The sequence below is a fragment of the uncultured Sphingomonas sp. genome, from assembly GCF_913777625.1.
Taxonomy (GTDB): Bacteria; Pseudomonadota; Alphaproteobacteria; order Sphingomonadales; family Sphingomonadaceae; genus Sphingomonas.
The window spans coordinates 1-26064 of record NZ_CAJYTI010000030.1 but is presented as its reverse complement, the minus strand read 5'-3'; the positions used below and the strand labels follow the sequence as shown (position 1 = coordinate 26064).

The window sequence follows — 26064 nt, the reverse complement described above, 5'->3', positions numbered from 1 at the left end:
GCGACACGACGCAAATTTGATGCGGAGACGGGGGCTTGGCCGTTTCGTTTACTCTTGTGCGCTATCTCGGTCGGGCCATGATCCGCCTGTTCAAGCATTATGTTCCCAACACCGTGCTGCTGCTCGGCCTGCTGGACGTGATCCTGCTGATAACGGCGGGCGAGCTCGGCTGGCAGTTGCGCGCGCACCAGATCGCCTTCGATGCAGGTCCGGTGATCGATCGCATCCCCCAGCTGGCGAGCTTCACGCTGGTGATCGAAACCGCGATGATAGGCCTCGGCGTCTACGGCGCCGAGTCGCTGCAGTCGCTCCGCCATGCGCTGGTGCGGCTGCTCGTCTCGATCGCGCTCGGCGTGCTGGGCTTGAGCGTGCTCTATTTCCTGCTGCCGCCGATCGGCTTCTGGCGCTCCAACCTGCTGTACGCCGCCGTCGCCGCACTGGTGCTGCTGCTGATGATGCGGATCCTGCTCGGCAAGACGCTTGGCAGCCAGGCGTTCAAGCGGCGGATCGTCGTGCTCGGCGCCGGCCCCCGTGCGGCGCGGCTCAAGCAGCTCGCCAGGACGCCGGGCTCCAACTTTGCGGTCGTCGGCTATGTCGCGATGAGCGAGGCCAATCGCGTGATCCCCGAGGCGATCGCCCGCGACGCGATCTACAACCTCGCCGACCATGTCGTGCTGCTCAACGCCAGCGAAGTGGTGCTGGCACTGGAAGAACGCCGCAACGCGCTGCCGCTGAAGGACCTGCTGCGGATCAAGACCACCGGCGTCCATGTCAACGAGATATCGACCTTCCTCGAGCGCGAGACCGGCCGCGTCGACCTCGACAGCGTCAACCCCAGCTGGCTGATCTTCTCCGACGGCTTCTCCTCGGGCCGGATGATGTCGGGCCTGTTCAAGCGGCTGTTCGACATCGCCGCCAGCCTGATCCTGCTGGTGGTCGCGATGCCGCTGGTGCTGGTCACCGCCGTGCTGATCAAGCTGGAGAGCCGCGGCCCGGCGCTCTACCGCCAGCGACGCGTCGGCCTCTACGGCCAGCCCTTCCACGTCCTCAAGCTGCGCTCGATGCGCCAGGATGCCGAGGCCCCCGGCGAGGCGGTCTGGGCCGAGAAGGACGATCCCCGCATCACCCGGATCGGCCGGATCATCCGCAAGATCCGCGTCGACGAGCTGCCGCAATGCTGGAGCGTGCTCAAGGGGGAGATGAGCTTTGTCGGCCCGCGCCCCGAACGCCCCCAGTTCGTCGAGGATCTCGAACAGGTCCTGCCCTATTATGCCGAACGGCACATGGTGAAGCCGGGCATCACCGGCTGGGCGCAGATCAACTATCCCTATGGCGCCTCGATCGACGACGCGCGCCAGAAGCTTGAATACGACCTGTTCTACGCAAAGAACTATTCGCCCTTCCTTGACCTGCTGATCCTGCTGCAGACCGCGCGCGTCATCCTGTTCCCCAGCGGCGCGCGCTGATGCTCACGCCCGCGCTCAGCCTGTGGCTGCACGCGCTCGCCGCGCTGCTGTTCGCGCTGCTGCCGCTGGCGGCGCTGCGCACCGGCGGCGACGCCCTGCCGCGCCGTGCCCTGGCCGGCGCGCTCGGCCTCACCGCGCTGGCCGCGCTCGCCACCGCCGGCATCGGCGCGGACGAGATCGTCACCCACGCCACCGAAGCGCTGTGCACGCTCGGCTGGCTCGCCTTCCTGCTGCTGCTCCACCGCCGCGCCGGCGAGCCGCGCCCGCCGCTCGCGCTCGGTACCGTCTACGGCGTGATCGCGCTGGTGACGCTGGCGGCACTCGCGCTCGACGGCATCGCCGCAGCGCCGGGCGAGATCGCGGACAAGGCGGCCTCGGTCGCGCTGCTGCTGCACATGCTGGTCGCTGTGGGCGCGCTGGTGATGGTTCAGGCGCTCTACGCCGCGCTCGCGCACAGCGCCGGCGCCGGCCTGCGCTGGAGCGTGGCGGCGCTCGGCGGATTGTGGCTGGCCGAGCTTGCCGTCCGCACCCTCGCCTATCTGGGCGTGCCGACCGACGGCCTGCTCCTCGTCGCGCACGGTGCCGCGCTGGTCTGCGTCGCCGCCGCGATGGGCCTCGGCCTCCAGCGGCGCGGCGACTGGCGGGTGCGGATGTCGCGTACCGTCGCCTATCAGTCGCTGACCCTGGTTGCGGTCGGCGCCTATTTCGTGCTGCTCGCACTGGCGACCAGCGCACTAGCGACCTTGGGCGGACCGCATGCCCGGCTGCTCCAGACCGCCTTCGTGTTCGGCGCCACCGCCGCGATCCTCGGGCTCGTCTCCAACAGCGGCTTGCGCGGTTGGGTCAAGGTCAAGCTGGCCAAGCACCTGTTCCGCCATCGCTATGACTACCGCGCCGAATGGATGCGCTTCACCGAGACGCTCGGCGCACCCGGCGCCGCCCCGCTCGACCAGCGGATCGTCCGTGCCCTCGCCGACCTCACCGCCTCCCCCGCCGGGCTGTTGCTGGTCGCGGAAGACGGCGGGCTGGTGCCGGGCGCCGGCTGGCACTGGGACCGCGCCGGCCTGCCCCATGCCGCCGATCCCGTGCTGTTCGCGCATCTGGAAACGTCGGGGCGGATCATCGAGGTCGATGCCGTCCGCCTCGGGCTTGCCGAGGGCGGCGACGCCGATGCGACGCCTGGCTGGATGCGCAACGCAGCCCATGCCTGGGTGGTGGTGCCGCTGCTCCATCGTGGATCGCTCGTGGGCGCGATCCTGCTCGCCCGCCCCCCGCTCGCCCGTCGGCTCGACTGGGAGGATTTCGACCTCCTCAAGGCCGCCGGCCGGCAGGTGGCGAGCTACCTCGCCGAGGCGCGCGCACAGGAAGCGCTGGCCGAGGCGCAGCGCTTCGACGAGTTCAACCGCCGCTTCGCCTTCCTCCTCCACGACATCAAGAACCTCGTGAGCCAGCTCGCCCTGACCGCTCGCAACGCCGAGCGCCACGCCGACAACCCCGCCTTCCGCGCCGACATGATCGCGACGCTGCGCGATTCCTCCGATCGGCTGAACGCGCTGCTCGCCCGGCTGGGCCAGCACCATCGCGGCCGCAGCGAGCCGGCCCGCCCGACCGCGCTGCTGCCGCTGCTCGAAGGTCTCGTGGCCCGCCAGCCCGCGCAGGTCCGGCTGGAAAAGGCCGCGCCGACGACCGCGCTGGCGCAGCCGGCGGCGCTCGAACAGCTGCTTGTCCATCTGATCCAGAACGCCATCGAAGCCAGCCCGGCCGACGCACGCGTCACCCTTGCCCTGGCCTTGGACGGCGACGCCGCACAGATCGACGTGATTGATCGCGGCTGCGGCATGTCGCCCGGCTTCGTGCGCAGCCGCCTGTTCAAGCCCTTCACCTCCTCCAAGCCCGGCGGCTTCGGGCTCGGCACCTTCGAGGCGCAGCAGCTCGCACAGGCCATGGGCGGGCGGATCGAGGTCGAGTCGCGCGAAGGCGAAGGCACCCGCTTCCGCGTCGTGCTGCGCGCCGCGCCCACCGTGGAGGCGGCGGCATGAGCGAGGATCTGCCCAAGCTCCTCATCGTCGAGGACGATGCCGGGCTCCAGCGGCAGCTGCGCTGGGCCTATGAGGGCTATACCGTGCTCGCCGCGACCACCCGCGAGGAAGCGATCGCACTGCTGCGCGCGGAAGAGCCGCCGGTGGTCACCCTCGACCTCGGCCTGCCGCCCGATCCCGACGGCACCAGCGAAGGCTTTGCGACGCTGGAGACGATCCTGCGGCTGGCCCCGGCCACCAAGGTGATCGTCGCCTCGGGCCATTTCGAGCGCGAGTCGATGCGCCGCGCGATCGAGCTGGGTGCGTGGGACTTCTACCAGAAGCCGATCGACATCGACGCGCTGGGGCTGATCGTCGCCCGCGCCTTCCACGTCCATGCGCTGGAAGCGGAGAATCGTCGCCTGGCGGAGCGCGCCGAGGCGACGGCCGTCCTCGGCGGCATGATCACCGCCGCGCCGGAGATGCTGAAGGTCACCCGCACGATCGAGCGCGTCGCCGGCGCCGACGTCTCGGTGATGCTGCTCGGCGCCAGCGGCACCGGCAAGGAACTGCTTGCCCGCGGTCTCCACGAATCGAGCCCGCGCAACAACGGCAGCTTCGTCGCGATCAACTGCGCGGCGATCCCGGAGACCTTGCTCGAATCCGAGCTGTTCGGCCACGAGAAGGGCGCGTTCACCGGGGCGGTGAAGACCACCGAGGGCAAGATCGAGCTCGCCCAGGGCGGCACGCTGTTCCTCGACGAAGTCGGCGACATCCCGCTGCCCTTGCAGGTCAAGCTGCTGCGCTTCCTGCAGGAGCGGGTGATCGAGCGGATCGGCGGGCGCAAGCCCATCCCGGTCGACACCCGCATCGTCTGCGCGACACACCGCGACCTCGACGCGATGGTGGCCGAGGGCCGGTTCCGCGAGGATCTCTATTACCGCCTCGCGGAGATCGTGGTGCGCATCCCCTCGCTCGCCGAGCGGCCGGGCGATGCCGGGCTGCTCGCCCGCCATTTCCTTGCGCGCTATGCCGAACAGATGAAGGCCGGGCCGAAGAGCTTCGCCCCCGATGCGCTGGCGGCGATCGACGCCTGGGGCTGGCCCGGCAATGTCCGCGAGCTGGAAAACCGCATCAAGCGCGCGGTGATCATGGCCGAGGGCAAGACGGTCCATGCCGAGGATCTCGACCTCGCGCCGGGCGATGCCGCGGCGATCAACCTGCGCGCGGTGCGCGAGGCGGCGGACCGCCAGGCGATCCGCCACGCGCTGGCGCGGAGCGACGGCAATGTGTCGGCAGCCGCGCGGCTGCTCGGGATCAGCCGGCCGACGCTATACGATCTGCTGAAGGCGTATGACTTGCAGGGGTGAGGCCCAATTCCCCCTCTCGCTCGCCGGAGGGGGAACTAGACGGGCGACGTCACCTTACTTCTTCTTCTCGGCCTGCACCGCCGCCTGCGGATCCTTCGACGGCGCGCCAGAGGCCGGCGTGGCCTGCTGGACGTTGACCGACACGTCGGCACCCTCGACCGCGCCGTTGCTCTGCACCCCGGCATTGTCCGGTGCCGACCCCGCAGCCGGCGCGGCGGGGAGCGGCAGGTTCGAGCCCTGCTTGTTGAGGTACAGGATCACGTCGGCGCGCAGCTGGGGGTCCGAAATGCCGGCGAAGGTCATCTTGGTACCGGCCGCGAACTTGCGCGGGTTGGTGAGCCAGGCGTCCATCTTGTCGAGGTCCCAGTTCCCGCCCACGCCCTTCAGCGCGTCGGAGAAGGCGAAGCCGCCCTTGCCCTGGCCGATCGGTTCGCCGAGGGTCGCATAGAGGTTCGGGCCGATGCCGTTGGCGCCGCCCTGGGTGATGGTGTGGCACGAGGCGCACTGCTTGAAGCCGCTTTCGCCCTTGGCGACATCGCCCTTGGCGAGACGCACCGGGAGGGGCTCGGCCGCCGCGGCGCCGCCGGCCGCTTCTTCCGCCGCTTCGACGACATAGCCGGGACGTTCAGGCTTTTCGGAATGGAAGTATTTCGCGCTACCGATCGTAAGACCCAAGGCGATGATGCCGCCCGCCAGTGCCCAACCCGCGATCGTATTGAAGCGATCCTGCATCCATCCGCTCCCACCTGTGCTTTGTGTCATCTTTAGAGCGGCCCCGGCGACAAAGGCAAGCAGACTTGCGGCGGAGTTCTACGGAGGCTAGCGCCGCCCCTCATGGAGAATTTCGCCGCCCCCGCCCGTCCGATCGTCGCCCGCATGCTGGCCGAAGCCGAGGCGGACCCGGCGCGCGCGGTCGCCTATCAGGGGGCGCCGGGTGCCAATTCGCATGTCGCGGTGCGCGAGGCGTTTCCGGACGCACTGCCGCTGCCCTGCTTCTCGTTCGACGACGCGATCGATGCGGTGAAGGAAGGCCGCGCCGACCGGGCGATGATCCCGATCGAGAATTCGCTCCATGGCCGCGTCGCCGACATCCACTTCCTGCTGCCCGAATCCGGTCTCTCCATCATCGGCGAGCATTTCCTCGCCATCCGCCACACGCTGATGGGCACCGGCACGATCGACGCGGTGCGCGAGGCGATGAGCCACCCACAGGCGCTCGGCCAGTGCCGCCACTGGCTGAAGGCGCACGGCATCGCCCAGGTCGCCTATCCTGATACCGCGGGTGCCGCGGCGATGGTGGCGGAGCTGGCCGATCCCAAGGTGGCGGCGCTGGCCCCCGCCCATGCGGCGGAGCTCTACGGGCTCAATGTCCTCGCCAGCGACATCGCCGATGCCGCGCACAACATGACGCGCTTCGTGGTGCTCTCCCGCGAGGCGCCGGGGGTAACCGGCGACGGCCCGTTCATGACCTCGCTGATCTTCGAGGTGAAGAACATCCCGGCGGCGCTCTACAAGGCGCTGGGCGGCTTCGCGACCAACGGCGTCAACATGACCAAGCTGGAAAGCTACCAGCGCGAGGCGAGCTTCGCGGCGACCGAATTCTATGCCGACATCGTCGGCAGCCCCGACGAACCGGCCGTGCTGCGGGCACTGGAGGAGCTGGGCTTCCACACCAAATGGGTGCGGCTGCTGGGGACCTACCCGCAGGCGCGCGCGCGGCCGTAAAAGATCCTCCCCCGGAGGGGGAGGGGGACCGCCGCCAAAGGCGGTGGTGGAGGGGTGTCGCGGCTGAAGCCACCAAAGCGGTGATACCCCTCCGTCAGGCCTTCGGCCTGCCACCTCCCCTTTCAGGGGAGGATTTGGATGCGGTTATTCCCCCTCGGCCCAGGCCTTGAGCAGCGTGTACGCAATCGCATAGGCGGGCGGCGCGAGGAACGGCGCCGCCGGATCGCGGTCCAGCGCCTGGCGTACCTGGGCGCGATCGAACCAACCGGCATGTTCGAGCTCGTGCACGTCGATCGCGATGTCCTCGTCGAGCGCCTCGCCGATGCACGCGATCATCAGCTGCGAGGGGAAGGGCCAGGGCTGGCTGGCGATGTAGCGCACCGCGCCGACATGCACGCCCGCTTCCTCCAGCGTCTCGCGGCGGACCGCATCCTCGATGCTCTCGCCCACTTCCAGGAAGCCGGCGAGCGCGGAGTAGCGGTGCGGCGGCCAGCTCGGCTGGCGGCCGAGCAGCACCCGATCGCCGCGTTCGGCGAGCATGATCACCACGGGGTCGACGCGCGGATAATGCTCGGTCCCGCAGTTTGGACAGAGCCGGCCCCAGCCGGCGCGAAAGATGTCGCTGGGCGTACCGCAGCGGGCGCAGAAGCCATGCCGGGCATGCCAGTCGATCAGGCTGCGCGCGGCGGCATAATTGGCGGCATCCTCCGCCCGGAAGGCGTCGAGGATCGCCGACAGCTCGGGCGGGCGGCCGGGCGGCAGCGGCGTACCGGGCGCCAGCGTCTGCACGAACCGCGGCTCGCCCGCGATAAAGCCGAGGAACAGCAACGGCTGGGTCGCGGCATCGAGCCCGGTCCAGACCAGCCGCCCCTCCTCGTCGAGCGTCGGCACCAGCCCGTCCATCACCAGCAGCCGCGCGCGCGGATCGGCGAGGGCGGCGGCCAGCAGCTCGGGTTCGTGGCGGACGCGGTCGTCGCGGTCGAGCGTCCCGCCGGTAAAGCCGGGCGCGATCACTTGGCGAGATCGGCGTAGACGGCGGCGCGTACCGGCACCTTGAGGCCGAGTTCGGCGAGCAGGATGTTGACCATCATCGTCGCGCGCACCTGGTTCTTGGGGTCGACCCAGGCGAAGGTGCCGGCCGCACCCGACCAGCCATAGGTGCCCTTGGCCGCGCCGCCCGACTGGTCGGCGAGGAACACCGAGCCGCCGGCGCCGAAGCCCATCGGTACGCCGGTATCGCGGGCCATCACCGCCAGCATCGTCTTGTCGACACCCGGCGGCAGCAGGTCGGACATGGCGAGCGCCACCGTCTCGGGCTTGAGGATGCGCACGCCGTCCAGTTCGCCGCCATTCTGCAGCATGTGGAGGAAGCGGTCATAGTCGCGCGCCGACATCGCCAGACCGGCGCCGCCATAGGGGAAGCTCGGCTTCTTCAGATAGACCGAGGTCGCACCGGGATCGATCGGCAGGCGCGTGGTGCCGGTGACCGCATATTCGGTGGCGAGACGCCCGGCCTCCCCGGCCGGCACCGTCCAGTAGCTGGAGGTCATCTTGAGGGGAGCGAGGATGCGCGTGTTGACGAAGCTGTCGAACGGCATCCCGCTCGCCACCTCGATTACCCGGCCGAGTATGTCGAGGCCGATCGAATAGCTGAACTTGGCGCCCGGCTCGGCGATCAGCGGCAGCGTCGCGGTGCGGTTGGCGAACTCCTCGAGCGTCGCCGGGCGGACCGGCCGCGCGGTGGCCTCGAACGAATCGCTGACCTGCGCCGGGTTGATGCCCAGCCGGTTATACTCGTTGAGCAGCGGCCCCTTGGTGATGATGTTGTAGCCGAGGCCCGCGGTGTGGGTGAGCAGATTGCGCACCGTGATCGGCTTGGTCGCCGGGCGGCTGGTCAGGTCCTTGTTCGGATCGACCAGCACCTTCATCTCCTTGAACGCCGGGATGAAGTCGCTGATCGGCTGGTCGAGCTTGAGCTTGCCTTCCTCGATCAGGATCATCGCGGCGATGCCGGTGATCGGCTTGGTCATCGAATAGACGCGCCACAGCGTATCGGCATTCACCTGGGGGGCGGTCGGCTCATATGCCATGCGGCCTTCGGTCACCACCGTCATCGGCGCCTGGCCCTTGGCGTAGGTGATCACGATGCCGGGCACCTTGCCCGAGGCGACCGTCTGGCGGGCGAAGGTCTGGACCTGGCTGGGAGCCGTCTGGGCCTGCACCAGAGGCGCCTGGAGCAGCGTCATCGCCCCGATCAGTCCGAACACTCGCTTCGCCGTCATCGCAGTCTCCGTATCGCTTTGGCCGCCTTGGCGAAGACGGTGGGCAGGCCTGCCGACTCGATGTCGGCGACCGGCCACCATTCGCCCGGGGGTGCGCTTGCATGGCGGGGGATTGTTGCAGTCGCAAGCGCCACCTCCAGCTCGAAATGGGTGAATCCGTGGCGGACGGTTTCGTTGAGCATCCGCCAGTCGGCGGCGGCCGGCGCCTCGACCATGCCGGGCGGCGTGTCCGCCCAGGGGCCGGTGGGCAGCGCGCGCATGCCGCCGAGCAGGCCCTTGTCCGGGCGCCGGACCAGCAGCACCGCATCGTCCCGCTCCAGCCAGAACATCGTGCCATGGCGCTGCGGCTTGGGCGCCTTCCTGGCCTTGACCGGATAGGCCTCGGGATTGCCCTCGGCCCGCGCCTTGCAGCCGAAAGCGATCGGGCAGAGCAGGCATTTCGGCGCGCGCACCGTGCAGATGCCGCTGCCCAGATCCATCATCGCCTGGGCGAAGTCGCCGGCGCGGGCATCGGGGGTGATCGTGTCGGTGAACCGCCGGATCATGGGGCGAGACCCCGGCAGCGGATCGGCGATCGCGAACAACCGCGACACCACCCGCTCGACATTGGCATCGACCACCACCGCCCGCCGGCCGAACGCGATCGCAGCGATCGCGGCGGCGGTATAGTCGCCGATGCCGGGCAGCGCCCGCAGCCCCGCCTCGGTGTCGGGCAGCGCGCCCAGACGTGCGACTTCCCGGGCACAGGCGAGCATGTTGCGGGCACGGGCATAATAGCCTAGCCCCGCCCAGGCAGCCATCACATCGGCATCCTCGGCCGCCGCCATCGCGGCGAAGCTCGGCCAGCGCGCGGTGAATTTCTCGAAATAGGGAATGACCGTCGCAACCTGCGTCTGCTGCAGCATCACCTCGGAAAGCCACACCTTGTACGGCGCGGTCGCGTCGGCACCGGGCGGCGCCCGCCAGGGCAGGCGGCGGGCATTGGCGTCGTACCAGGCGAGGAGCGCGGCGGCGATCGATTCAGGAGCGTTGTCGGGCACGCCCCGCCTATGGCATGGGGGACCCAGTATGACGAAGCCCCCCCGTGCCACCACCCGCCAGCCGCGCCCGGCGCCGCAACGCTCGAACCGCGTGCGCGCCGTGTCCGAACTGCTGCCGGACGTGGGCGGCGCCGCCTTTCGCAAGTTCGGCTTCGTCCAGCATTCGGTGGTCAGCCGATGGGCCGAGATCGTCGGCGAGCGCTATGCCCGCGTCTCTTCCCCCGAATCGATTCGCTTCCCGCGCGGCAAGCGCGAGGAAGGCGTGCTGGCGCTCACCGTCTCGGGCGCCTTCGCGCCGATGATGCAGCACATCGCGCCGGAGATCATCGACCGGGTCAACCGCTTCTTCGGCTACCCCGCCGTCGCCAAGCTGACGATCCGCCACGGCGACCTCCGCCCCGCCGCCGCCAAGCCCGCGCCGCCGCCGAGCCTTAAGCCGCTTTCCGAAGCCATGGGCGACAGCCTGCGCGGCATCGCCGATCCGGAGCTGCGCGCGGTGCTCGAATCGCTTGCCGCGGGTGTCGCGGCACAGGACGAAACCCCGGTATTCGGCCGGATCGATTGAGAATGATGCAGCGACTCCTCTCCCTGTTCCTCGCCCTGGTGCCACTCTTCGCACTCGGCGCGGCCCCCGCCCCGCAGCCCAACTGGCTGACCACCGTCGTCGCCACGCCCGAGGGCGGCTATCGCCAGGGCAATCCCAACGCGCCGATCAAGCTCATCGAATATGGCTCGCGCGGCTGCCCGACCTGCTATGCCTTCGCGACCGACGGCATGAAGCCGCTGCGCGATCAGTATATCGCCACCGGCAAGGTGAGTTACGAGTATCGCGACTTTCTGGTGCACGGCGCACCGGACCTGGCGCTGGCGCTGCTCAACCAGTGCGTCGGCACCGCGCGCTTCTTCCCGGTGCTCGACGCGATCTACGCCAACCAGCCCAAGTTCGAGGAACGACTGATCGCGCTCAGCAAGCAGGAGGCGACGCTGAAGGCGTGGGAGAAGCTGCCGCCCGCGCAGATCGCGACCAAGTTCGCCGACGCGCTGGGCATGGTCACCTTCCTGAAGACGCAAGGGCTGCCCGAGGCCAGGGCCCGCCAGTGCCTCGCCGATCCCAAGGCGATCGCGCGCATCGCCAAGACCTATGCGGACGGCGCGAAGCTGCACGGGGTGAACGGCACGCCGACCTTCTTCGTCAACGGCCGCCGGGTGAGCGCCATCACCTGGCCCTATCTCGAATCCGAACTCCGCGCCGCCGGCGCCTGACCCTTTGTGAACCCGGAGAACCCCATGCGTTTCGCCTTAGCGCTTCTACCCATCCTGGCGCTCGCCGCCTGTAACGGCGGCACCAAGGCCGGCGGCACCGGCGGCAACACGAGCGCCGCCGTGCAGTCCTCCGCCCCGGTCGCGTCGGTCGCTGCGCCGGCCGGCAAGCAATGGACCGACGTGATCGAGAAGACCAAGGACGGCGGCTTCCGCCAGGGCAATCCCAACGCGCCGATCAAGCTGGTCGAATATGGCTCGCGCATGTGCCCGTTCTGCGCCCAGTTCGACGCGACCGGCGTCGAGCCGCTGCGCCAGAACTACATCAAGACCGGCAAGGTCAGCTATGAATATCGCGACTTCCTGATCCACGGCCCGCCCGACATGTCGCTGGCGCTGCTCAACCAGTGCGTGCCGACCGAAAGCTTCTTCGCGATGCTGGACCAGATCTATGCCGGCCAGGAAGAGTTCGAGAAGAAGATCATGGCGCTGCAGCAGACCAATCCGCAGGTGCTCGAGCAGCTCCAGCAGATGTCGCCGCCCCAGGCCGCCGCGGGCTTCGCCCAGGCGCTGGGCATGATCGACTTCATGAAGCAGCGCGGGCTGCCCGAGGCGCAGGCCAAGGCGTGTCTCGCCGACCAGAAGAAGATCGAGGAGATCGCCAAGGTCTATGCCGACGGCGCCAACGTCTACAATGTGAACTCGACGCCGAGCTTCTTCATCAACGGCCAGAAGACCGAGGCCGACACCTGGGCGAAGCTGGAGCCGCTGCTGCAGCAGGCCGGCGCCCGCTGATCGACGCACCATGCAGATCAAACGGCTGCGGCTGACGGGCTTCAAGAGCTTCGTCGACCCGGCCGATCTGCGGATCGAACCGGGGCTGACGGGCATCGTCGGCCCCAATGGCTGCGGCAAGTCCAACCTGCTCGAAGCGTTGCGCTGGGTGATGGGCGAGACCAGCGCCAAATCGATGCGCGGCGCCGGCATGGAAGACGTGATCTTCGCCGGCACCGCCACGCGGCCGCAGCGCGACTTCGCCGAAGTGGCGGTGGTTGCCGACCTGCCCGAGCAGCAGGACGAGCTGGAAATCATCCGCCGCATCGAGCGCGGTGCCGGATCCGCCTATCGCATCAACGGCCGCGACGTGCGCGCCAAGGACGTGGCGCTGGCCTTTGCCGATGCCGCGACCGGCGCGCATTCGCCCGCGCTGGTCAGCCAGGGGCGGATCGGCGCGATCATCGCTGCCAAGCCGGGCGAGCGCCGCGCGATGTTGGAGGAAGCCGCCGGGATTGCCGGCCTCCACGTCCGCCGCCGCGATGCCGAGCAGAAGCTGCGCGCGACCGAGACCAACCTCACGCGCCTAGACGAATTGATCGGCGAGCAGGAGCAGCGCGCCGCCGCGCTCAAGCGCCAGGCGCGGCAGGCCGAGCGCTACCGCGAACTCTCCGACCGCATCCGCGTCGCCGAAGGGCGGATGATCTTCGCCCGCTGGCGCGATGCGGCGGCGGCGGCGGACAGCGCCAGGAAGGAAGCGGCCGAGGCCGAGTCGCTGGTCACCCAGCGCACCGCCGCCCAGGCCGAGGCCGAAGCCGCGCAGCTTCGCGCGGCGGAGGCGGTGGCCACGCTCCGCGCCGAGGCGCTGCGCTTGCGCGACGCTGCCAGCGATGCCCAGCACCGGCTGCAGACGCTGCGCAACGCCCGCCACGGTGTCGAACGACGGATCGCCGAACTGGCCGAGGCGAGCCGGCGGCTGGAGACAGATCGCGCGCGCGAAGCGGCGCTCGCCCGCGACGCGGCGGAAGCCATCACCCGGCTCACCGCCGAACAGGCGACGCTGGAGGCGCGGATCGCCGATACCGGCGCACGGGTGCCGATGCTCGAATCGACCCTGGCGGACGCCGAGCGGAGCGCGCGCGATGCCGAAATCGCCCTTTCCCAGGCGCTCGCCCAGCAGGCGAGCGAGGCCGCCGAAGTCCGCGTCGCCGACGCCGCGCTGTCGGCCGCCCGCGCGCGAGTCGAACGCAGCCAGCGCGACCAGGCCCGGATCGAGGCGGAAGCCCGTGCGCTGGGCGATGCCGCGCCGCTCCACGCCGAACGCGCCCGCGCCGCCGGGGCCCGCGCCGAGGCGCAGCACCAGGCCGAAGCCGCCCGCGACGCGCTCGCCCGCGCCGATGCCGACGAGCGCGCGGCGATCGAGGCGCGCAACGGTGCCCAGGCCGCGCGCGCCACCGCCCATGCCGAACTCGCCCAGATCGACAGCGAGGCCGCTGCGCTCGCCAAGGCGACCAGGCCTTCGGGCAAGGACCGGCTGCTCGATCGGCTGACCGTCGCGGCCGGCTACGAACGCGCGCTGGCCGCCGCGTTGGGCGACGATCTCGAAGCCGGGCTGGATGCTGCCGCCGAACGGCATTGGGGCGGTGCCGAGGCGCTTCCTTCCGATCCCGCCGCGCCGTCCGGTACGACACCGCTGGCCGAGCATGTCACGGCGCCCCCCGAGCTCGCCCGCCGCCTCGCACAGGTGCTGGTGGGCGAGACCGATAGCGGCGTGCCGCTTGCGGTCGGCCAGCGACTGGTGACGCTGGCGGGCGTGCTGCGCCGCTGGGACGGCTATCGCGCGCGCTCGGGCGGCGCGGCGGCGGCGGAGCGGCTGGAACGGGTCAACCGGCTGGCGGCGCTGGAGCGCGCCCGTCCCGCGGCGCAGGCTGCGTTGGAATCCGCCGCCGCCGAACTCGGCCGGATCGAAGCCGCCATCGCCGAGGCGCGCCGCACCGCCGCCGAAAACCGCAAGCGGCTCGACCATGCCGAGCTGGCGTCCCGCGAGGCGACCCGCGCCGAGGATCGCGCCGCCGCCCAGATCGAGCGGCTGGAGGCGCAACGCGCCGATCTCGATACCCGCCGCGCCCGTATCGGTGCCGAGGCCGAGGAAGCCCAGGCCGAGTTCGCCCGTGCCGAAGCCGCCAAGGTGGCGCTTCCCGACGGCGCCGAGACGCGCGCCAAGGTCGCCGACCTGTCGCGTGCGGCGGATCAGGCCCGCGCGGCGGTGGCGAGCGCTCGCGCCGAGCGCGCGACGCTGGATCGCGAACTGGCGCAGGCCCGCGAACGCCTCGCCGCCGCCGCTGCCGAAGCGAAAAGCTGGTCCGCCCGCGCCGCCGATGCGGCGCGCCGCTCGGCCGAAATGGATGCGCGCGCCGCCACGCTGGCGCAGGAGCGCGAGGCGATCGCAACCCGCCCCGCCCAGATCGCCGCGCAACTCGCCGAGGCCGAGGCCGGCAACGAGGCGATGAAGCGCGACTCGGCCGCCGCCCAGGCTGCCGAGCGCGATGCCGAAGCGACGCTGCGCAGTGCCGAAACCGCCCTCCGCACCACAAGCGAGTTGCTCTCCGAAGCGCGCGAGCGCCGCGCCGGCGCGGCCGCGCGCGCCGAGAACCAGGACCTGCGCCGGGTGGAAATGGGCCGCGTCTCGGGCGAGCGCTTCGAATGCCCGCCGCCGTTGCTCCCGGTGCGCCTCGCCTTCGAGGCCGATACGGTGCGCAGCCCGCAGGAGGAATCGGCCGCGCACGAGAAGCTGAGCACCGATCGCGAGCGACTGGGACCGGTGAACCTCGTCGCCGAAACCGAACTGGCCGAGCTCGAAGCCGCCTTCGGCACCAATGCGAAGGAACGCGACGAGTTGCTCCAGGCGGTGCACCGGCTACGCGGCTCGATCGGCACGCTCAACCGCGAGGGGCGCCAGCGCCTGCTCGCCGCGTTCGAGGCGGTCGACCAGCATTTCCGGCGGCTGTTCACCACGCTGTTCAACGGCGGCCAGGCGCATCTGGCCCTCATCGATTCGGACGATCCGCTGGAAGCGGGGCTGGAGATCCTCGCCCAGCCGCCGGGCAAGAAGCTGCAGTCGCTCACCCTGCTCTCGGGCGGCGAGCAGGCGCTGACGGCGGTCGCACTGATCTTCGCGCTGTTCCTCACCAAGCCCTCGCCGATCTGCGTCCTCGACGAAGTCGACGCGCCGCTCGACGACGCCAATGTCGACCGCTTCTGCGACCTGCTGGAAGCGATGACTCGCGAGACCGCGACGCGCTACCTGATCGTCACCCACAATGCGGCGACGATGGCGCGGATGCACCGGCTGTTCGGCGTGACGATGGTGGAGCGGGGCGTGAGCCGACTGGTGTCGGTGGATCTGGGCGGCGCGACGAGTTTGCTGGCGGCGGAGTAGGGCGAGTGGTCCGATATGCGGCGTCTCCCGGCACACTGCCGGATGGCGCCGATATGGGCTCACCAGCGGATTGCCGGTCTTTCCACCAGCCGTCACCCCAGCGGAAGCTGGGGTCTTGTAGGGCCGGGCGAGATCGGCGCCGCGCATCTGCAACCTCGAATTGGCGACCGCGCCCCTTGCTCACAACCGCGCGCAGTCACCTGCTAAGGCGACAGCGCGGTCGCATCAGATCTGGAGGATCCGTTCAGCCGTAACCGCGCCTCGCATTCGGTGCGCAAAGCATCCACAATCGAGGCTGACGGTAGGTTGTGGCGTCCCGTCAACTCGCGGGTGGGTATGCCTGGAAATGTCTCGCGGCGACTGTTGAAAGTACGAAGAATACGCCGACGCCGAAAAGCATTCCTGCGTAACTCCGGTCTATTTCCAGATAGCGACTCGCAACGAACATACCGAACGCTGCACCGATAATGGCCTGCCGAGCGAGCGGCGGCATATATTTCGCCCGCATCACCATCAGCACGGCAATTCCAACCCCACCGAGAGCCACGATAAAACTCAACACGTCGCTGACCATCACACCGCCACTCGCTATTTCAGGATCATGCCAGCCCGTCCGCCGTATCGGTCACGGGAAAGCGAAGAGCCATGGCGCCGTACGCCTCAGTGCGTCGTCGGCATCGCCGGTTCGCCCTGCAGCGCCGCGGCGACCAGCAGGCTTTCCTCCAGCTTCACCCGATTGCGCAGGCGCGGCAGCATCGCCCGGCTCGCCTCGGCGAAGCCCTTGCGGTCGGCGGCGATCTGGTCGGGGGACCAGAACTGCAGATAGTCCTGCCAATTGGCCTTCAGCCGCTCGAACTCCTCGCGGACCTGATCGACCTTGGCGCGCGACAGGCCGGGCTTCGCCGACAGCGCTAGTTCGTAGATGGTGACATCTTCGCGGGCGAGATGATCGGCGACGCAGTGAAGCAGGTGATCGAGCGCGGTGGAAAGCTGGCCCGGGGTCGCGTCGGTTTCGAGCAGGCCGGACAGGCGTCGCGCGAGGATGTCGATCATCTCGTGATCGTGCCGCAGTTCGGCGATCGTCGTCGTTGCCATCATCGTTCCGCCCTCACCCGTACTCGTCGCGAAGCTCCGCTTCCGTTTCCCCCGTAAAGCTACGTAGCGCACCTTGCGATTCAATGAAACAGCTGAAACACGATTGTAAAAAAGGGGCCCGGCAGCGCCGGACCCCCTCTTCTGTTCTGCGGGATCGCAGCGATCAGTCGCGATCGCCGGTCAGGAACGCCGGCAGACCGATGTCCTCGCCGCCTTCGTCCTTGCCGCCGTCCCGGCCGCCGCTACGCGGCTTGTCGCCACGGTCGCGGCGCGGGCCACGCTCGCCGCGCTCGCCACCGCGCTCGCCGCCACGGCCGCCCTCGCGACGGCGGTCGCCGCCACGGTCGCCGCGATCCCCACGATCGCCGCGCGGCTCGCGCGGTTCACGTGCGGGACGCGAGTCTTCCAGCTCGGCGCCGGTCTCCTGGTCGACGACGCGCATCGACAGGCGGACCTTGCCGCGCGGATCGATCTCGAGGACCTTGACCTTGACTTCCTGGCCTTCGCTCAGGACGTCGGAGACCTTCTCGACGCGCTCGTTCTTGATCTCCGAGACGTGGACGAGACCGTCCTTGCCGCCCATGAAGTTCACGAACGCACCGAAATCGACGAGGTTGACGACCTTGCCGGTGTAGATCTTGCCGACTTCGGCTTCCTCGACGAGGCCCTTGATCCACTTGATCGCGGCTTCGATCTGCCCCGGATCCGACGAGCTGACCTTGATCACGCCCTCGTCGTCGATGTCGACCTTGGCGCCGGTGGTGGCGACGATCTCGCGGATCACCTTGCCGCCGGTGCCGATCACTTCACGGATCTTCGACTTGTCGATCGTGAAGGTCTCGATGCGCGGCGCGTGCGCCGACAGCTCCGAGCGGACTTCGCCCAGCGCCTTGTTCATCTCGCCCAGGATGTGCGCGCGACCGGCCTTGGCCTGGTTGAGCGCCGCCTCGAAGATCTCCTTGGTGATGCCGGCGATCTTGATATCCATCTGCATCGTGGTGATGCCCTCGGACGTGCCGGCGACCTTGAAGTCCATGTCGCCGAGGTGATCCTCGTCGCCCAGGATGTCGGACAGGATCGCATAGTCCTTGCCCTCGAGGATCAGGCCCATGGCGATGCCCGAGACCGGACGCTTGATCGGCACGCCGGCGTCCATCATCGCGAGGCTGCCGCCGCACACCGACGCCATCGACGACGAGCCGTTCGACTCGGTGATGTCGCTGGTCAGGCGGATCGTGTAGGGGAAGTCTTCCTTCGACGGCAGCACCGGGTGCAGCGCGCGCCATGCCAGCTTGCCATGGCCGACTTCGCGACGGCCCGGCGCGCCGAAGCGGCCCACTTCGCCGACCGAATAGGGCGGGAAGTTATAGTGCAGCATAAAGTTCTGGTAGCTGAGGCCATTCAGGCCATCGATCATCTGCTCGGCGTCCTTGGTGCCGAGGGTGCAGGTGGCGATGGTCTGGGTCTCGCCGCGGGTGAACAGCGCCGAGCCGTGTGCACGCGGCAGGAAGTGCGTCTCGGCCTCGATCGGGCGGATCTGGGTGGTGGTGCGGCCGTCGATGCGCTTGCCGTCCTTGAGGATGGCGGTGCGGACGATCTCGGCTTCCAGCTTCTTGGTCAGCTTGATGCCGGCCATGACGTCCTGCGGGCTCAGGCCGTCCTCGGTGAACTGCGCCTTCGCCTTGGCACGCGCCTCGTTGAGCGCGTTCGAACGGGCCGACTTGTCGGTCAGCTTGTAGGCGGCGGCGATGTCCTTGCCGATCAGCTTCTTGATCTTGTCCTTGAGCTTCGCATTGTCGTTCGATGACGCGATTTCCCACGGATCCTTGGCGGCCTGCTCGGCCAGCTTGACGATCGCCTTGACGATCTCGCGGCAGGCGTCGTGCGCGAACAGCACGGCGCCGAGCATGACTTCTTCCGAAAGCTCCTTGGCCTCGGATTCGACCATCATCACCGCGTCATAGGTGGCGGCGACGACGAGATCGAGCTCGCCCTCGGCGACCTGCGCGTCGGTCGGGTTGAGGATGTACTCGCCGTTCAGGTAGCCGACGCGCGCCGCGCCGATCGGGCCCATGAAGGGCACGCCCGACAGGGTGAGCGCTGCCGAGGCGGCGATCATCGAGAGGATGTCGGGCTCGTTCTCGCCGTCATAGCTCAGCACCTGAGCGATGGCGTTGATCTCGTTGTAGAAGCCTTCCGGGAACAGCGGGCGGATCGGGCGGTCGATGAGGCGGGAGACGAGCGTCTCCTTCTCGGTGGCGCCGCGCTCGCGCTTGAAGAAGCCACCCGGGATGCGACCGGCGGCCGAGAATTTTTCCTGATAGTGGACGGTCAGCGGGAAGAAGTCCTGGCCTTCCTTCACCGACTTGGCAGCCGTGACCGCGCACAGCACCACGGTTTCGCCGAGGGTCGCGATCACCGCGCCGTCGGCCTGGCGGGCAACCTTGCCCGTTTCGAGAGTCAGCGTCTTGCCGCCCCACTCGATCGATACAGTCTTCTTGTCGAACATGTCGTTTCCTTCACTCCCCGGTGCCAATCACGCGGGGGGCCTATGCGTGAGCCGTATGTGGCTCGTGGGACCGACCGTATTGCCGGATCCCCCGTTCGTACCCCGGCGCCATTCGCCGGGTACCGCCGATGCGTTATCGCACCGGAATGACAAAAAGGCGACCCGAAGGTCGCCTTTCCGTGTTACTTGCGAAGACCGAGCTTCGCGATGAGATCTGCGTAGCGCGCCTGGTCCTTCTTCTTCAGATAGTCCAGCAGGCTGCGGCGCTTGTTGACCAGCATCAGCAGACCGCGGCGCGAGTGGTTGTCCTTCGCGTGGGTCTTGAAGTGCTCGGTGAGGTTGGCGATGCGCTCCGAGAGGATCGCGACCTGCACTTCGGGGCTGCCGGTGTCACCCTCGTTGCGGGCGTGTTCCTTGACGAGCGCTTCCTTGCGCTCCTGCGTGATCGACATGGCGTTTCCTTCGACATCTAAGGCTACAGGTTGAAGCCGCGGACGACCCGGATGCTTCCGGCTTCCGCCTCTACCAGCGCGACGGGGGTGTCCCCGAGCAGCGCGAAATACAGGCCATCGTCTTCGGCAATCCCGACCAAGACCCGCCCCTGGCGGAGCAGCCCTGCCTGATCGGGGGTGAGGGATAGAGCCGGGATGTCGTCCAGCCCCGCCCTCAGCGGCAGGCAAATGTCTTCAAGGCGCCGCTCCTTAGCGGCATCCGCCAAAGAGTCCAGCGAAATCGCCTGATCCAGGGTGAAGGGACCGGCCTTGATCCGACGGAGATAGGTGACGTGGCCGACGGTGCCAAGGGCGCGAGCGATGTCGCGGGCGAGGCTGCGGATGTACGTGCCCTTGGAGACATGGGCGCGCAGGGTGATGTCCTGGAGCAGTGCGCCCGCCGATACGCCCCCCGCCCGCACATCCTCCGCGCCGTCATCCCGGCGAAAGCCGGGATCCATTGGGGTCAGCGTTCCGGTTCCTGCCGCAGGCGGAGTGGCGAATGGATCCCGGCTTTCGCCGGGATGACGGGCAGTGGGTGGGGGCACCACTTCCAGCCCATAAATCGTCACCGCCCGGCTCTTCAGCACCACCGTCTCGCCGGCGCGCGCCAGGTCATAGGCCCGCTCGCCATCCACCTTGAGTGCCGAATAGGCTGGCGGCACCTGCTCGATCGGGCCGGTGAAGCGCGGCAGCACCGCCTCCAGCTGGGCCAGCGTCGGGCGGACGTCGGACTCCGCGATGCACTTCCCCTCGGCATCGAGCGTATCCGTCTCCACACCGAACTGAATCGTGAAGTCGTATACCTTGTCGCTGTCGAGCATCCGCCCCGCGAGCTTGGTCGCCTCGCCCAGCGCGATCGGCAACACGCCCGTCGCCAGCGGATCGAGCGTGCCGCCATGGCCGACCTTCACCTTGGCATAGCCCCCCTCGCGCAGCGCACGCTTGACGGCGCTCACGCCCTGGGTGGAGCCGAGGCCCAGAGGTTTGTCGAGGAGGATCCAGCCATGCATCGCCGCGCCATAGGTGGCGCTGGCCCGGCGCGCAAATCACGACATAATTGCAACAGGTGGAATCAAACCGTGCCAGCAAACGATCACACCGCTTGATGAGGGTGACGTTTCCGCTACAGGCCCGCGCAAAATCAGCGACACCGACAAGAAACAATCGTGACGTAGCCCGGGAGAGGATGCCCCATCATTGCACGGGGACTCGATTCCACCATGACCACATCCGCTCTTCTCCGCGTCCTGCTGCTCGGCAGCGCCGCGCTCACCACGCCGTCCGCGCTCGCCGCGACGGCGCATACCGACACGCCGGCCGTCCAGGGTGCCCAGGCCGACGACACCGCGCCGCAGCAGCAGACCGGCGAGATCGTCGTCACCGCGCAGCGCCGCACCGAAGCCGCCAAGGACGTGCCCGTCGCGGTCACCGCAATCAGCGGCGAAAAGCTCGACGTGCTCAATTCCTCCGGCCTCGACATCCGCTTCCTGGCCTCGCGCACGCCCAGCCTGCAGATCGAAAGCTCGTTCGGCCGCACCTTCCCGCGCTTCTATATCCGCGGTCTCGGCAACACCGATTTCGATCCCAACGCCGCCCAGCCGGTGTCGGTGGTGTACGATAACGTCGCGCTCGAAAACCCGATGCTCAAGGCGTTCCCGGCGTTCGACCTGGCGCGCGTCGAAGTGCTGCGCGGTCCCCAGGGCACGCTGTTCGGCCGCAACACCCCGGCCGGCGTGGTGAAGCTCGAATCGCAGCGCCCGACCGACAAATATGAGGCGCAGGGCAGCGTCAGCTGGGCGACCTACAACACGATCAACGCCGATCTCGCGCTCAACGCGCCGCTCGGCAACGGCTTCGCGCTGCGCGTCTCGGGCCTCGTTCAGCACCGCGACAATTGGGTGGTGAACGACAGCACCAGCGCAGTCAGCGTCGCCAATCGCAAGCTCGAAGGCTATACCGATCGCGCCGGCCGCGTGCAGCTGTCCTATACCAGCGGCGACTTCAACGCGCTGCTCAACGTCCATGGCCGCGACCTCGAAGGCACGCCGCGCGTGTTCCGCGCCGGCCTGTTCCAGCAGGGCTCGAACAACTTCTCGGCGGGTTTCGATCCCAAGCACGTCAAGCTCGACGGCTATACCAGCCAGTGGCTGGAGCAGTGGGGCAGCAACCTGCAGCTCGACTATCATTTCGAGGGGCTGGGCACGCTCTACTCGATCACGTCGTACGAGCGCGCCAAGGTGCAGAGCACCGGCGACGTCGATGGCGGTGACACCTACACCTTCCCGGCGCTGGGCCTGAACAACGCGCTGTTCCCCTCGAACACCGGCGGCATCACCAGCCCCAAGGAGTTCAGCCAGGAACTGCGCTTCGCCACCGACCAGTTCGGCGCCTTCCGCGGCCAGGCGGGTCTGTATTATTTCGACCAGAACCTGAACTACAGCGAATATGGCTACCCGCTGGGCGGCGGCGCGCAGAACCAGAATATCGGCCATGTGAACATCAACGAGAATTTCGGCGTGTTCGCCTCGGGCGAATACAAGGCGACCGACGCGCTGACCCTGCGTGCGGGCGTCCGCTATTCGCATGACCGCAAGAACGACGTGATCACCGGCTTCGGCCCGCTCACCGCCGGCCTGACGCTGCCGGTGCAGACCAAGGTCAAGGGCGAGGCGGTGACCTGGGATGCCAGCGCCACCTATGCGCTGACCCCCGACGTCAACGTCTATGCGCGCTTCGCGACCGGCTATCTCGGCCCGGCGATCCAGGACCGCGTGACCTTCGGGTCGGTGCCGACCACGGCGGGCAAGCAGTTCACCAAGTCGGCCGAGGCCGGCGTCAAGGGCTCGTTCCCGGCCAAGGGCCTGAACTATGCCCTGACCGGCTACTGGTTCCGCACCGACGACCTGCAGCTGACCGCGGTCGGCGGCGCGACCAACTCGACGCGACTGCTCTCGGCCGATCACGTCAACGGCTATGGTGTCGAGGCCGAGTTCGGCTATCGCCCGGTCCGCGGCCTCGATCTGACCGCCAGCGGCAGCTACAACTTCACCCAGATCCGCGATCCCAAGCTCGCGGTGGGCGTGTGCGGTTCGCTCTGCACCGTCACCGACCCGACCACGACGATCGGCGGCCAGAAGGTCGCGCTGATCGACGGCAACCCGCTGCCCCAGGCGCCGCGCTGGGTGCTGAACGCCACGGCCCGCTACGGCGTGCCGCTGGCCAATGGCGGCGAGGTCTATGTCTATACCGACTGGGCCTATCGCAGCTCGGTGAACTACTTCCTCTACACCGCGAAGGAGTTCCGCGGCCGCGCGCTGACCGAAGGCGGCCTGCGTATCGGCTACCGCGCGCCGCAGGGCTATGAGGTGGCAGCGTTCGCCCGCAACATCCTCAACCAGATCCGCGCGCAGAGCGCGATCGACTTCAACAACCTGACCGGCATGATCAACGAGCCGCGCATCATCGGCGGCGAGGTCCGGTTCCACTTCTGATCGGGAGCGCGGTGGGTTGGCTCCCGGCCGCGCAATCGGTTCCAAGGGCGTCGCGGGGCAACCCGCGGCGCCCTTTTCGTATCAGCCGATGGCGCCGCGGCGTTCGACGAAATGGCGGCGGCACAGCGCCACATAGCGGTCGTTGCCGCCGATCTCGCGCTGCGCGCCTTCCCGCACCGCACGGCCCTCGGCATCGACGCGGAGATTCATCGTCGCCTTGCGCCCGCACTCGCAGACCGACTTGATCTCGACCAGTGAGTCGGCAATCGCCAGCAACGCCGCCGCGCCTTCGAACAGCACGCCCCGGAAATCGGTGCGCAAGCCGTAGCAGAGCACCGGTACCTCGTCCTCGTCGCACACCGCGGCCAGCTGGCACACCTGCGCGGCCGAGAGAAACTGCGCCTCGTCCACCAGCACGCAGGCCAGCGGTGCCGCGAAATGGGCGTCCTGCACGATCGCGCGCAGGTCCGTGCCAGCGTCGAAGGGAATGGCATCGGCATGGATGCCTAGACGGGAATCGATCACCCCGTGCCCGGCGCGATCGTGGACGCCCGCGGTGAACAGCAGCGTGCGCATGCCGCGCTCGCGATAGTTGAAATCGGCCTGGAGCAGCGTGGTCGATTTGCCCGCGTTCATCGAGGCATAGTAGAAATAGAGCTTGGCCATCGGCGCATCACACCGAAACTGCCGCCAATGTCCAGTCCGCCGCGCATGCGGCGGGGCAGATCAGCCCTGATCGTCCTCGCCGAGATCGCGTGCCACATTGGGCGCGCGGAGCAGCTGGTCGATATGGCTGCCCTCGTCGAAGCTCTCGTCCGCCAGGAACTTGAGCTTGGCGGCATATTTCATCTTCACGCGGGTCGCGACCTCGCGCTGGAGGAAGGCGGTGTTGGTGCGCAGCGCCTTGAGCACCGCGTCCTCGTCCTTGCCGAGCAGCGGCTTCACGAACACCGTCGCGTGGCGCAGGTCGGGGGACATGCGCACTTCGGTCACCGACACCAGGTGCTTGGCCAGCACCTCGTCATGCACGTCACCGCGCTGGAGGATTTCGCTGAGGATATGGCGCACCTGTTCGCCCACGCGCAGCACGCGGACGGAGCGGGTTTCATCGGTGTCGTTCTGGCGCATCTTGTGATTCTGACCGGTTTTCGCTATGTAGAACAGGCTACGTTGTGAACTTGCAATAAGTCACTTCCTGAGCCCGGGTGTTCCAGCGCCCGGGCTCAAATCATATTGGGCTCCCGGCGTTCCAGCGCCGGGAGCCCGCACTGGTTATTTGCGGCTCAGCTCGATGAGCTTCACCACCAGACCGAGCAGCGCGACGAGGAATGTCGCAGAGCCCAACACCAGAACTGCTACGTTTTGAAGTTGCAAATAGATCACCTCCTTTCCGGCCGCAGGTGCGGCCAGAAAGGAAGCGCATCACAGGCTGGGCCACCCAGGAACAAAAGGTGTCCGTCGGTGGCCTTGCCCCATTACAGCGTACGTTCGCGCAGTTCGACTTCGTACGTCTCGAGATAGTCGCCGGCCTTGATGTCCACGAAGTTCTGCGTGAACGTCACGCCGCACTCGAGACCGGCGCGCACTTCGGCGACATCGTCCTTGAAGCGACGCAGCGAGGCAATCTCGCCCTGGTAGATGATGACGTCGTTGCGCGTGATGCGTGCCTTGAGCGCCTTGCGGATGAAACCGTCGACGACCAGCAGACCGGCGGCCTTGCCGTGCTTGCCCGCCGAGAAGACTTCCTTGATCTCGGCGCGGCCGACGACCGTTTCGAAGGCTTCCGGACCCAGCTCGCCCGCCATGCCGGCGCGGATCTCGTCGGTCAGGTCGTAGATGACGTCGTAGTACTTCAGCGCCACCTTGTTCCGCTCGGCGATCTCGCGCGCCTTGGCATTGGCACGGACGTTGAAGCCGATGATCGGCGCGCCGCTGGCGGCTGCCAGCGAGACGTCGCTCTCGGTGATGCCGCCGACGCCCGAGTGCAGGATGCGCACGCGGATATCGTCGTTGCCCAGCTTGCTGAGCGCACCCACGATCGCCTCGGTCGACCCCTGCGTGTCGGCCTTGACCACCACCGGATATTCGATCGCCTGCTTGTCCTTGAGCGCGGAGAACATGCTCTCCAGGCTCGCCGGCGCCTGCGTCGTGCGCTTCTGAAGCAGCACGCCCTGGCGATATTCGGCGACCTCGCGGGCACGCGCCTCGTTCTCGACCACCTGCATCGGATCACCGGCCGACGGCACGCCCGAGATGCCGAGCACCTCGACCGGCATCGCCGGGCCGGCTTCCTTGATCTGGCGACCCTTGTCGTCGATCATCGCACGGACCTTGCCGCTCTCCGCGCCGACGACGAACACGTCGCCCACGCGCAGCGTGCCGCGGTTGACGAGGATCGTCGCGACCGGGCCGCGGCCCTTGTCGAGCTTCGCCTCGATTACGGTGCCCTCGGCCTCGCGATCGGGGTTGGCGCGCAGTTCGAGCAGTTCGGCCTGGAGCTGGATTTTCTCGATCAGCGCGTCGAGGCCGATCTTCTTCAGCGCCGAGACTTCGACGTTCTGGACGTCGCCGCCCATCTCTTCGACGATCACTTCATGCTCGAGCAGGCGCTCGCGCACCTTCTGCGGGTTGGCGCTGTCGAGGTCGACCTTGTTGATCGCCACGATCATCGGCACGCCGGCCGCCTTGGTGTGGTTGATCGCCTCGATCGTCTGCGGCATCAGTCCGTCGTCGGCAGCGACCGCGAGGATCACGATGTCGGTCACGTCGGCACCGCGCGCGCGCATCTCGCTGAACGCTTCGTGGCCGGGCGTGTCGAGGAAAGTGATCTGCGACTTGTCCTTCATCGTCACCTGATAGGCGCCGATATGCTGGGTGATGCCACCGGCTTCCCCGCGCACGACATCGGTGCCGCGCAGCGCGTCGAGCAGCGAGGTCTTGCCGTGGTCGACGTGGCCCATGATCGTGACGACCGGCGGACGCGGACGCAGCGCCTCGGCCGAATCCTCGGTCGTGTCGAGCGCGAGATCGATGTCCGAATCGCTGACGCGAACGATGTTGTGGCCGAATTCGGTCACCAGCAGTTCGGCGGTGTCCTGATC

The 26064-nt window shown here is 68.3% G+C and carries 21 protein-coding genes; 9 read left to right on the top strand and 12 right to left on the bottom strand.

Features of this window, described 5'->3' with window-relative positions; all coding sequences use genetic code 11:
• Positions 1 to 77: 77 nt before the first annotated feature.
• The 3 genes from QZ814_RS15130 to prsR are packed head-to-tail and all read left to right on the top strand — an operon-like array spanning position 78 to position 4854.
• Positions 78 to 1466 (top strand): TIGR03013 family XrtA/PEP-CTERM system glycosyltransferase, encoded by a 1389-nt coding sequence (locus QZ814_RS15130; RefSeq protein ID WP_294333849.1) that lies wholly within the window; start codon positions 78 to 80, stop codon positions 1464 to 1466.
• Positions 1466 to 3505, top strand: a complete 2040-nt coding sequence (gene prsK / locus QZ814_RS15125) for an XrtA/PEP-CTERM system histidine kinase PrsK (RefSeq protein WP_294333846.1) — start codon at positions 1466 to 1468, stop codon at positions 3503 to 3505. Before QZ814_RS15130 ends, prsK begins: the two co-directional genes overlap by 1 nt.
• A complete protein-coding gene (prsR, locus tag QZ814_RS15120; protein WP_294333842.1) occupies positions 3502 to 4854 on the top strand; it encodes a PEP-CTERM-box response regulator transcription factor in 1353 nt (450 codons plus the stop codon). The genes prsK and prsR overlap by 4 nt, the downstream gene beginning before the upstream one ends.
• Positions 4855 to 4908: 54 nt before the next feature.
• Here prsR and QZ814_RS15115 read toward each other — a convergent pair whose 3' ends face one another.
• Positions 4909 to 5586 (bottom strand): cytochrome c family protein, encoded by a 678-nt coding sequence (locus QZ814_RS15115; RefSeq protein ID WP_294333840.1) that lies wholly within the window; start codon positions 5584 to 5586, stop codon positions 4909 to 4911.
• A gap of 102 nt (positions 5587 to 5688) precedes the next feature.
• On the opposite strand from QZ814_RS15115, the gene QZ814_RS15110 reads away from it, so the two are divergent.
• Positions 5689 to 6579 carry a prephenate dehydratase gene (locus QZ814_RS15110; RefSeq protein ID WP_294333838.1) on the top strand — a complete coding sequence of 297 codons (891 nt, stop codon included), beginning with the start codon at positions 5689 to 5691 and terminating at the stop codon, positions 6577 to 6579.
• 144 nt (positions 6580 to 6723) lie between these two features.
• Here QZ814_RS15110 and nudC read toward each other — a convergent pair whose 3' ends face one another.
• From nudC to QZ814_RS15095, 3 genes are read right to left on the bottom strand one after another with little or no spacing between them, the layout of a single operon-like run.
• Positions 6724 to 7593 carry an NAD(+) diphosphatase gene (gene nudC, locus QZ814_RS15105; protein WP_294333836.1) on the bottom strand — a complete coding sequence of 290 codons (870 nt, stop codon included), beginning with the start codon at positions 7591 to 7593 and terminating at the stop codon, positions 6724 to 6726.
• Positions 7590 to 8861, bottom strand: a complete 1272-nt coding sequence (locus QZ814_RS15100; protein ID WP_294333833.1) for a serine hydrolase domain-containing protein — start codon at positions 8859 to 8861, stop codon at positions 7590 to 7592. The genes nudC and QZ814_RS15100 overlap by 4 nt, the downstream gene beginning before the upstream one ends.
• A complete protein-coding gene (locus QZ814_RS15095) occupies positions 8858 to 9901 on the bottom strand; it encodes an A/G-specific adenine glycosylase (protein ID WP_294333830.1) in 1044 nt (347 codons plus the stop codon). The genes QZ814_RS15100 and QZ814_RS15095 overlap by 4 nt, the downstream gene beginning before the upstream one ends.
• 28 nt (positions 9902 to 9929) lie before the next feature.
• Between QZ814_RS15095 and QZ814_RS15090 the strand changes: the two genes are divergently transcribed.
• From QZ814_RS15090 to smc, 4 genes are read left to right on the top strand one after another with little or no spacing between them, the layout of a single operon-like run.
• On the top strand, positions 9930 to 10466 hold the full coding sequence (locus tag QZ814_RS15090) for a DciA family protein (protein ID WP_294333828.1): 537 nt from the start codon (positions 9930 to 9932) through the stop codon (positions 10464 to 10466).
• Positions 10467 to 10468: 2 nt separating this feature from the next.
• Complete coding sequence (locus tag QZ814_RS15085; protein ID WP_294333826.1) at positions 10469 to 11164, top strand: thioredoxin domain-containing protein; 696 nt, start codon at positions 10469 to 10471, stop codon at positions 11162 to 11164.
• Positions 11165 to 11188: 24 nt separating this feature from the next.
• On the top strand, positions 11189 to 11956 hold the full coding sequence (locus QZ814_RS15080) for a thioredoxin domain-containing protein (protein WP_294333825.1): 768 nt from the start codon (positions 11189 to 11191) through the stop codon (positions 11954 to 11956).
• A 10-nt stretch (positions 11957 to 11966) separates the two neighbouring features.
• Positions 11967 to 15374 (top strand): chromosome segregation protein SMC, encoded by a 3408-nt coding sequence (smc, locus tag QZ814_RS15075; RefSeq protein WP_294333822.1) that lies wholly within the window; start codon positions 11967 to 11969, stop codon positions 15372 to 15374.
• Positions 15375 to 15693: 319 nt separating this feature from the next.
• On the opposite strand, the gene QZ814_RS15070 is transcribed toward smc, so the two are convergent.
• The 5 genes from QZ814_RS15070 to truB form a co-directional block, all read right to left on the bottom strand.
• Positions 15694 to 15948 carry a hypothetical protein gene (locus tag QZ814_RS15070; protein ID WP_294333819.1) on the bottom strand — a complete coding sequence of 85 codons (255 nt, stop codon included), beginning with the start codon at positions 15946 to 15948 and terminating at the stop codon, positions 15694 to 15696.
• Between the two features lie 86 nt (positions 15949 to 16034).
• On the bottom strand, positions 16035 to 16472 hold the full coding sequence (locus QZ814_RS15065; protein ID WP_294333816.1) for a hemerythrin domain-containing protein: 438 nt from the start codon (positions 16470 to 16472) through the stop codon (positions 16035 to 16037).
• Between the two features lie 160 nt (positions 16473 to 16632).
• The gene (gene pnp / locus QZ814_RS15060) at positions 16633 to 18978 is read right to left on the bottom strand and encodes a polyribonucleotide nucleotidyltransferase (RefSeq protein WP_294333814.1); all 2346 of its coding nucleotides are present in this window, start codon (positions 18976 to 18978) and stop codon (positions 16633 to 16635) included.
• 182 nt (positions 18979 to 19160) lie between these two features.
• Positions 19161 to 19430, bottom strand: a complete 270-nt coding sequence (rpsO, locus tag QZ814_RS15055) for a 30S ribosomal protein S15 (protein WP_010544825.1) — start codon at positions 19428 to 19430, stop codon at positions 19161 to 19163.
• Positions 19431 to 19453: 23 nt separating this feature from the next.
• Positions 19454 to 20482, bottom strand: coding sequence for a tRNA pseudouridine(55) synthase TruB (truB, locus tag QZ814_RS15050; protein ID WP_294333808.1), 1029 nt, complete (start codon positions 20480 to 20482; stop codon positions 19454 to 19456).
• 210 nt (positions 20483 to 20692) lie between these two features.
• On the opposite strand from truB, the gene QZ814_RS15045 reads away from it, so the two are divergent.
• Entirely contained in the window at positions 20693 to 22963 is a 2271-nt protein-coding gene (locus QZ814_RS15045) for a TonB-dependent receptor (protein WP_294333806.1), read from the top strand.
• Between the two features lie 81 nt (positions 22964 to 23044).
• Here QZ814_RS15045 and QZ814_RS15040 read toward each other — a convergent pair whose 3' ends face one another.
• The 3 genes from QZ814_RS15040 to infB form a co-directional block, all read right to left on the bottom strand.
• A complete protein-coding gene (locus QZ814_RS15040; RefSeq protein WP_294333804.1) occupies positions 23045 to 23629 on the bottom strand; it encodes a thymidine kinase in 585 nt (194 codons plus the stop codon).
• 60 nt (positions 23630 to 23689) lie between these two features.
• Positions 23690 to 24091, bottom strand: coding sequence for a 30S ribosome-binding factor RbfA (rbfA, locus tag QZ814_RS15035; protein ID WP_294333802.1), 402 nt, complete (start codon positions 24089 to 24091; stop codon positions 23690 to 23692).
• A gap of 347 nt (positions 24092 to 24438) precedes the next feature.
• Positions 24439 to 26064 (bottom strand): translation initiation factor IF-2 (gene infB, locus QZ814_RS15030; RefSeq protein ID WP_294333798.1); only part of this gene is annotated, 1626 nt, incomplete at its 5' end.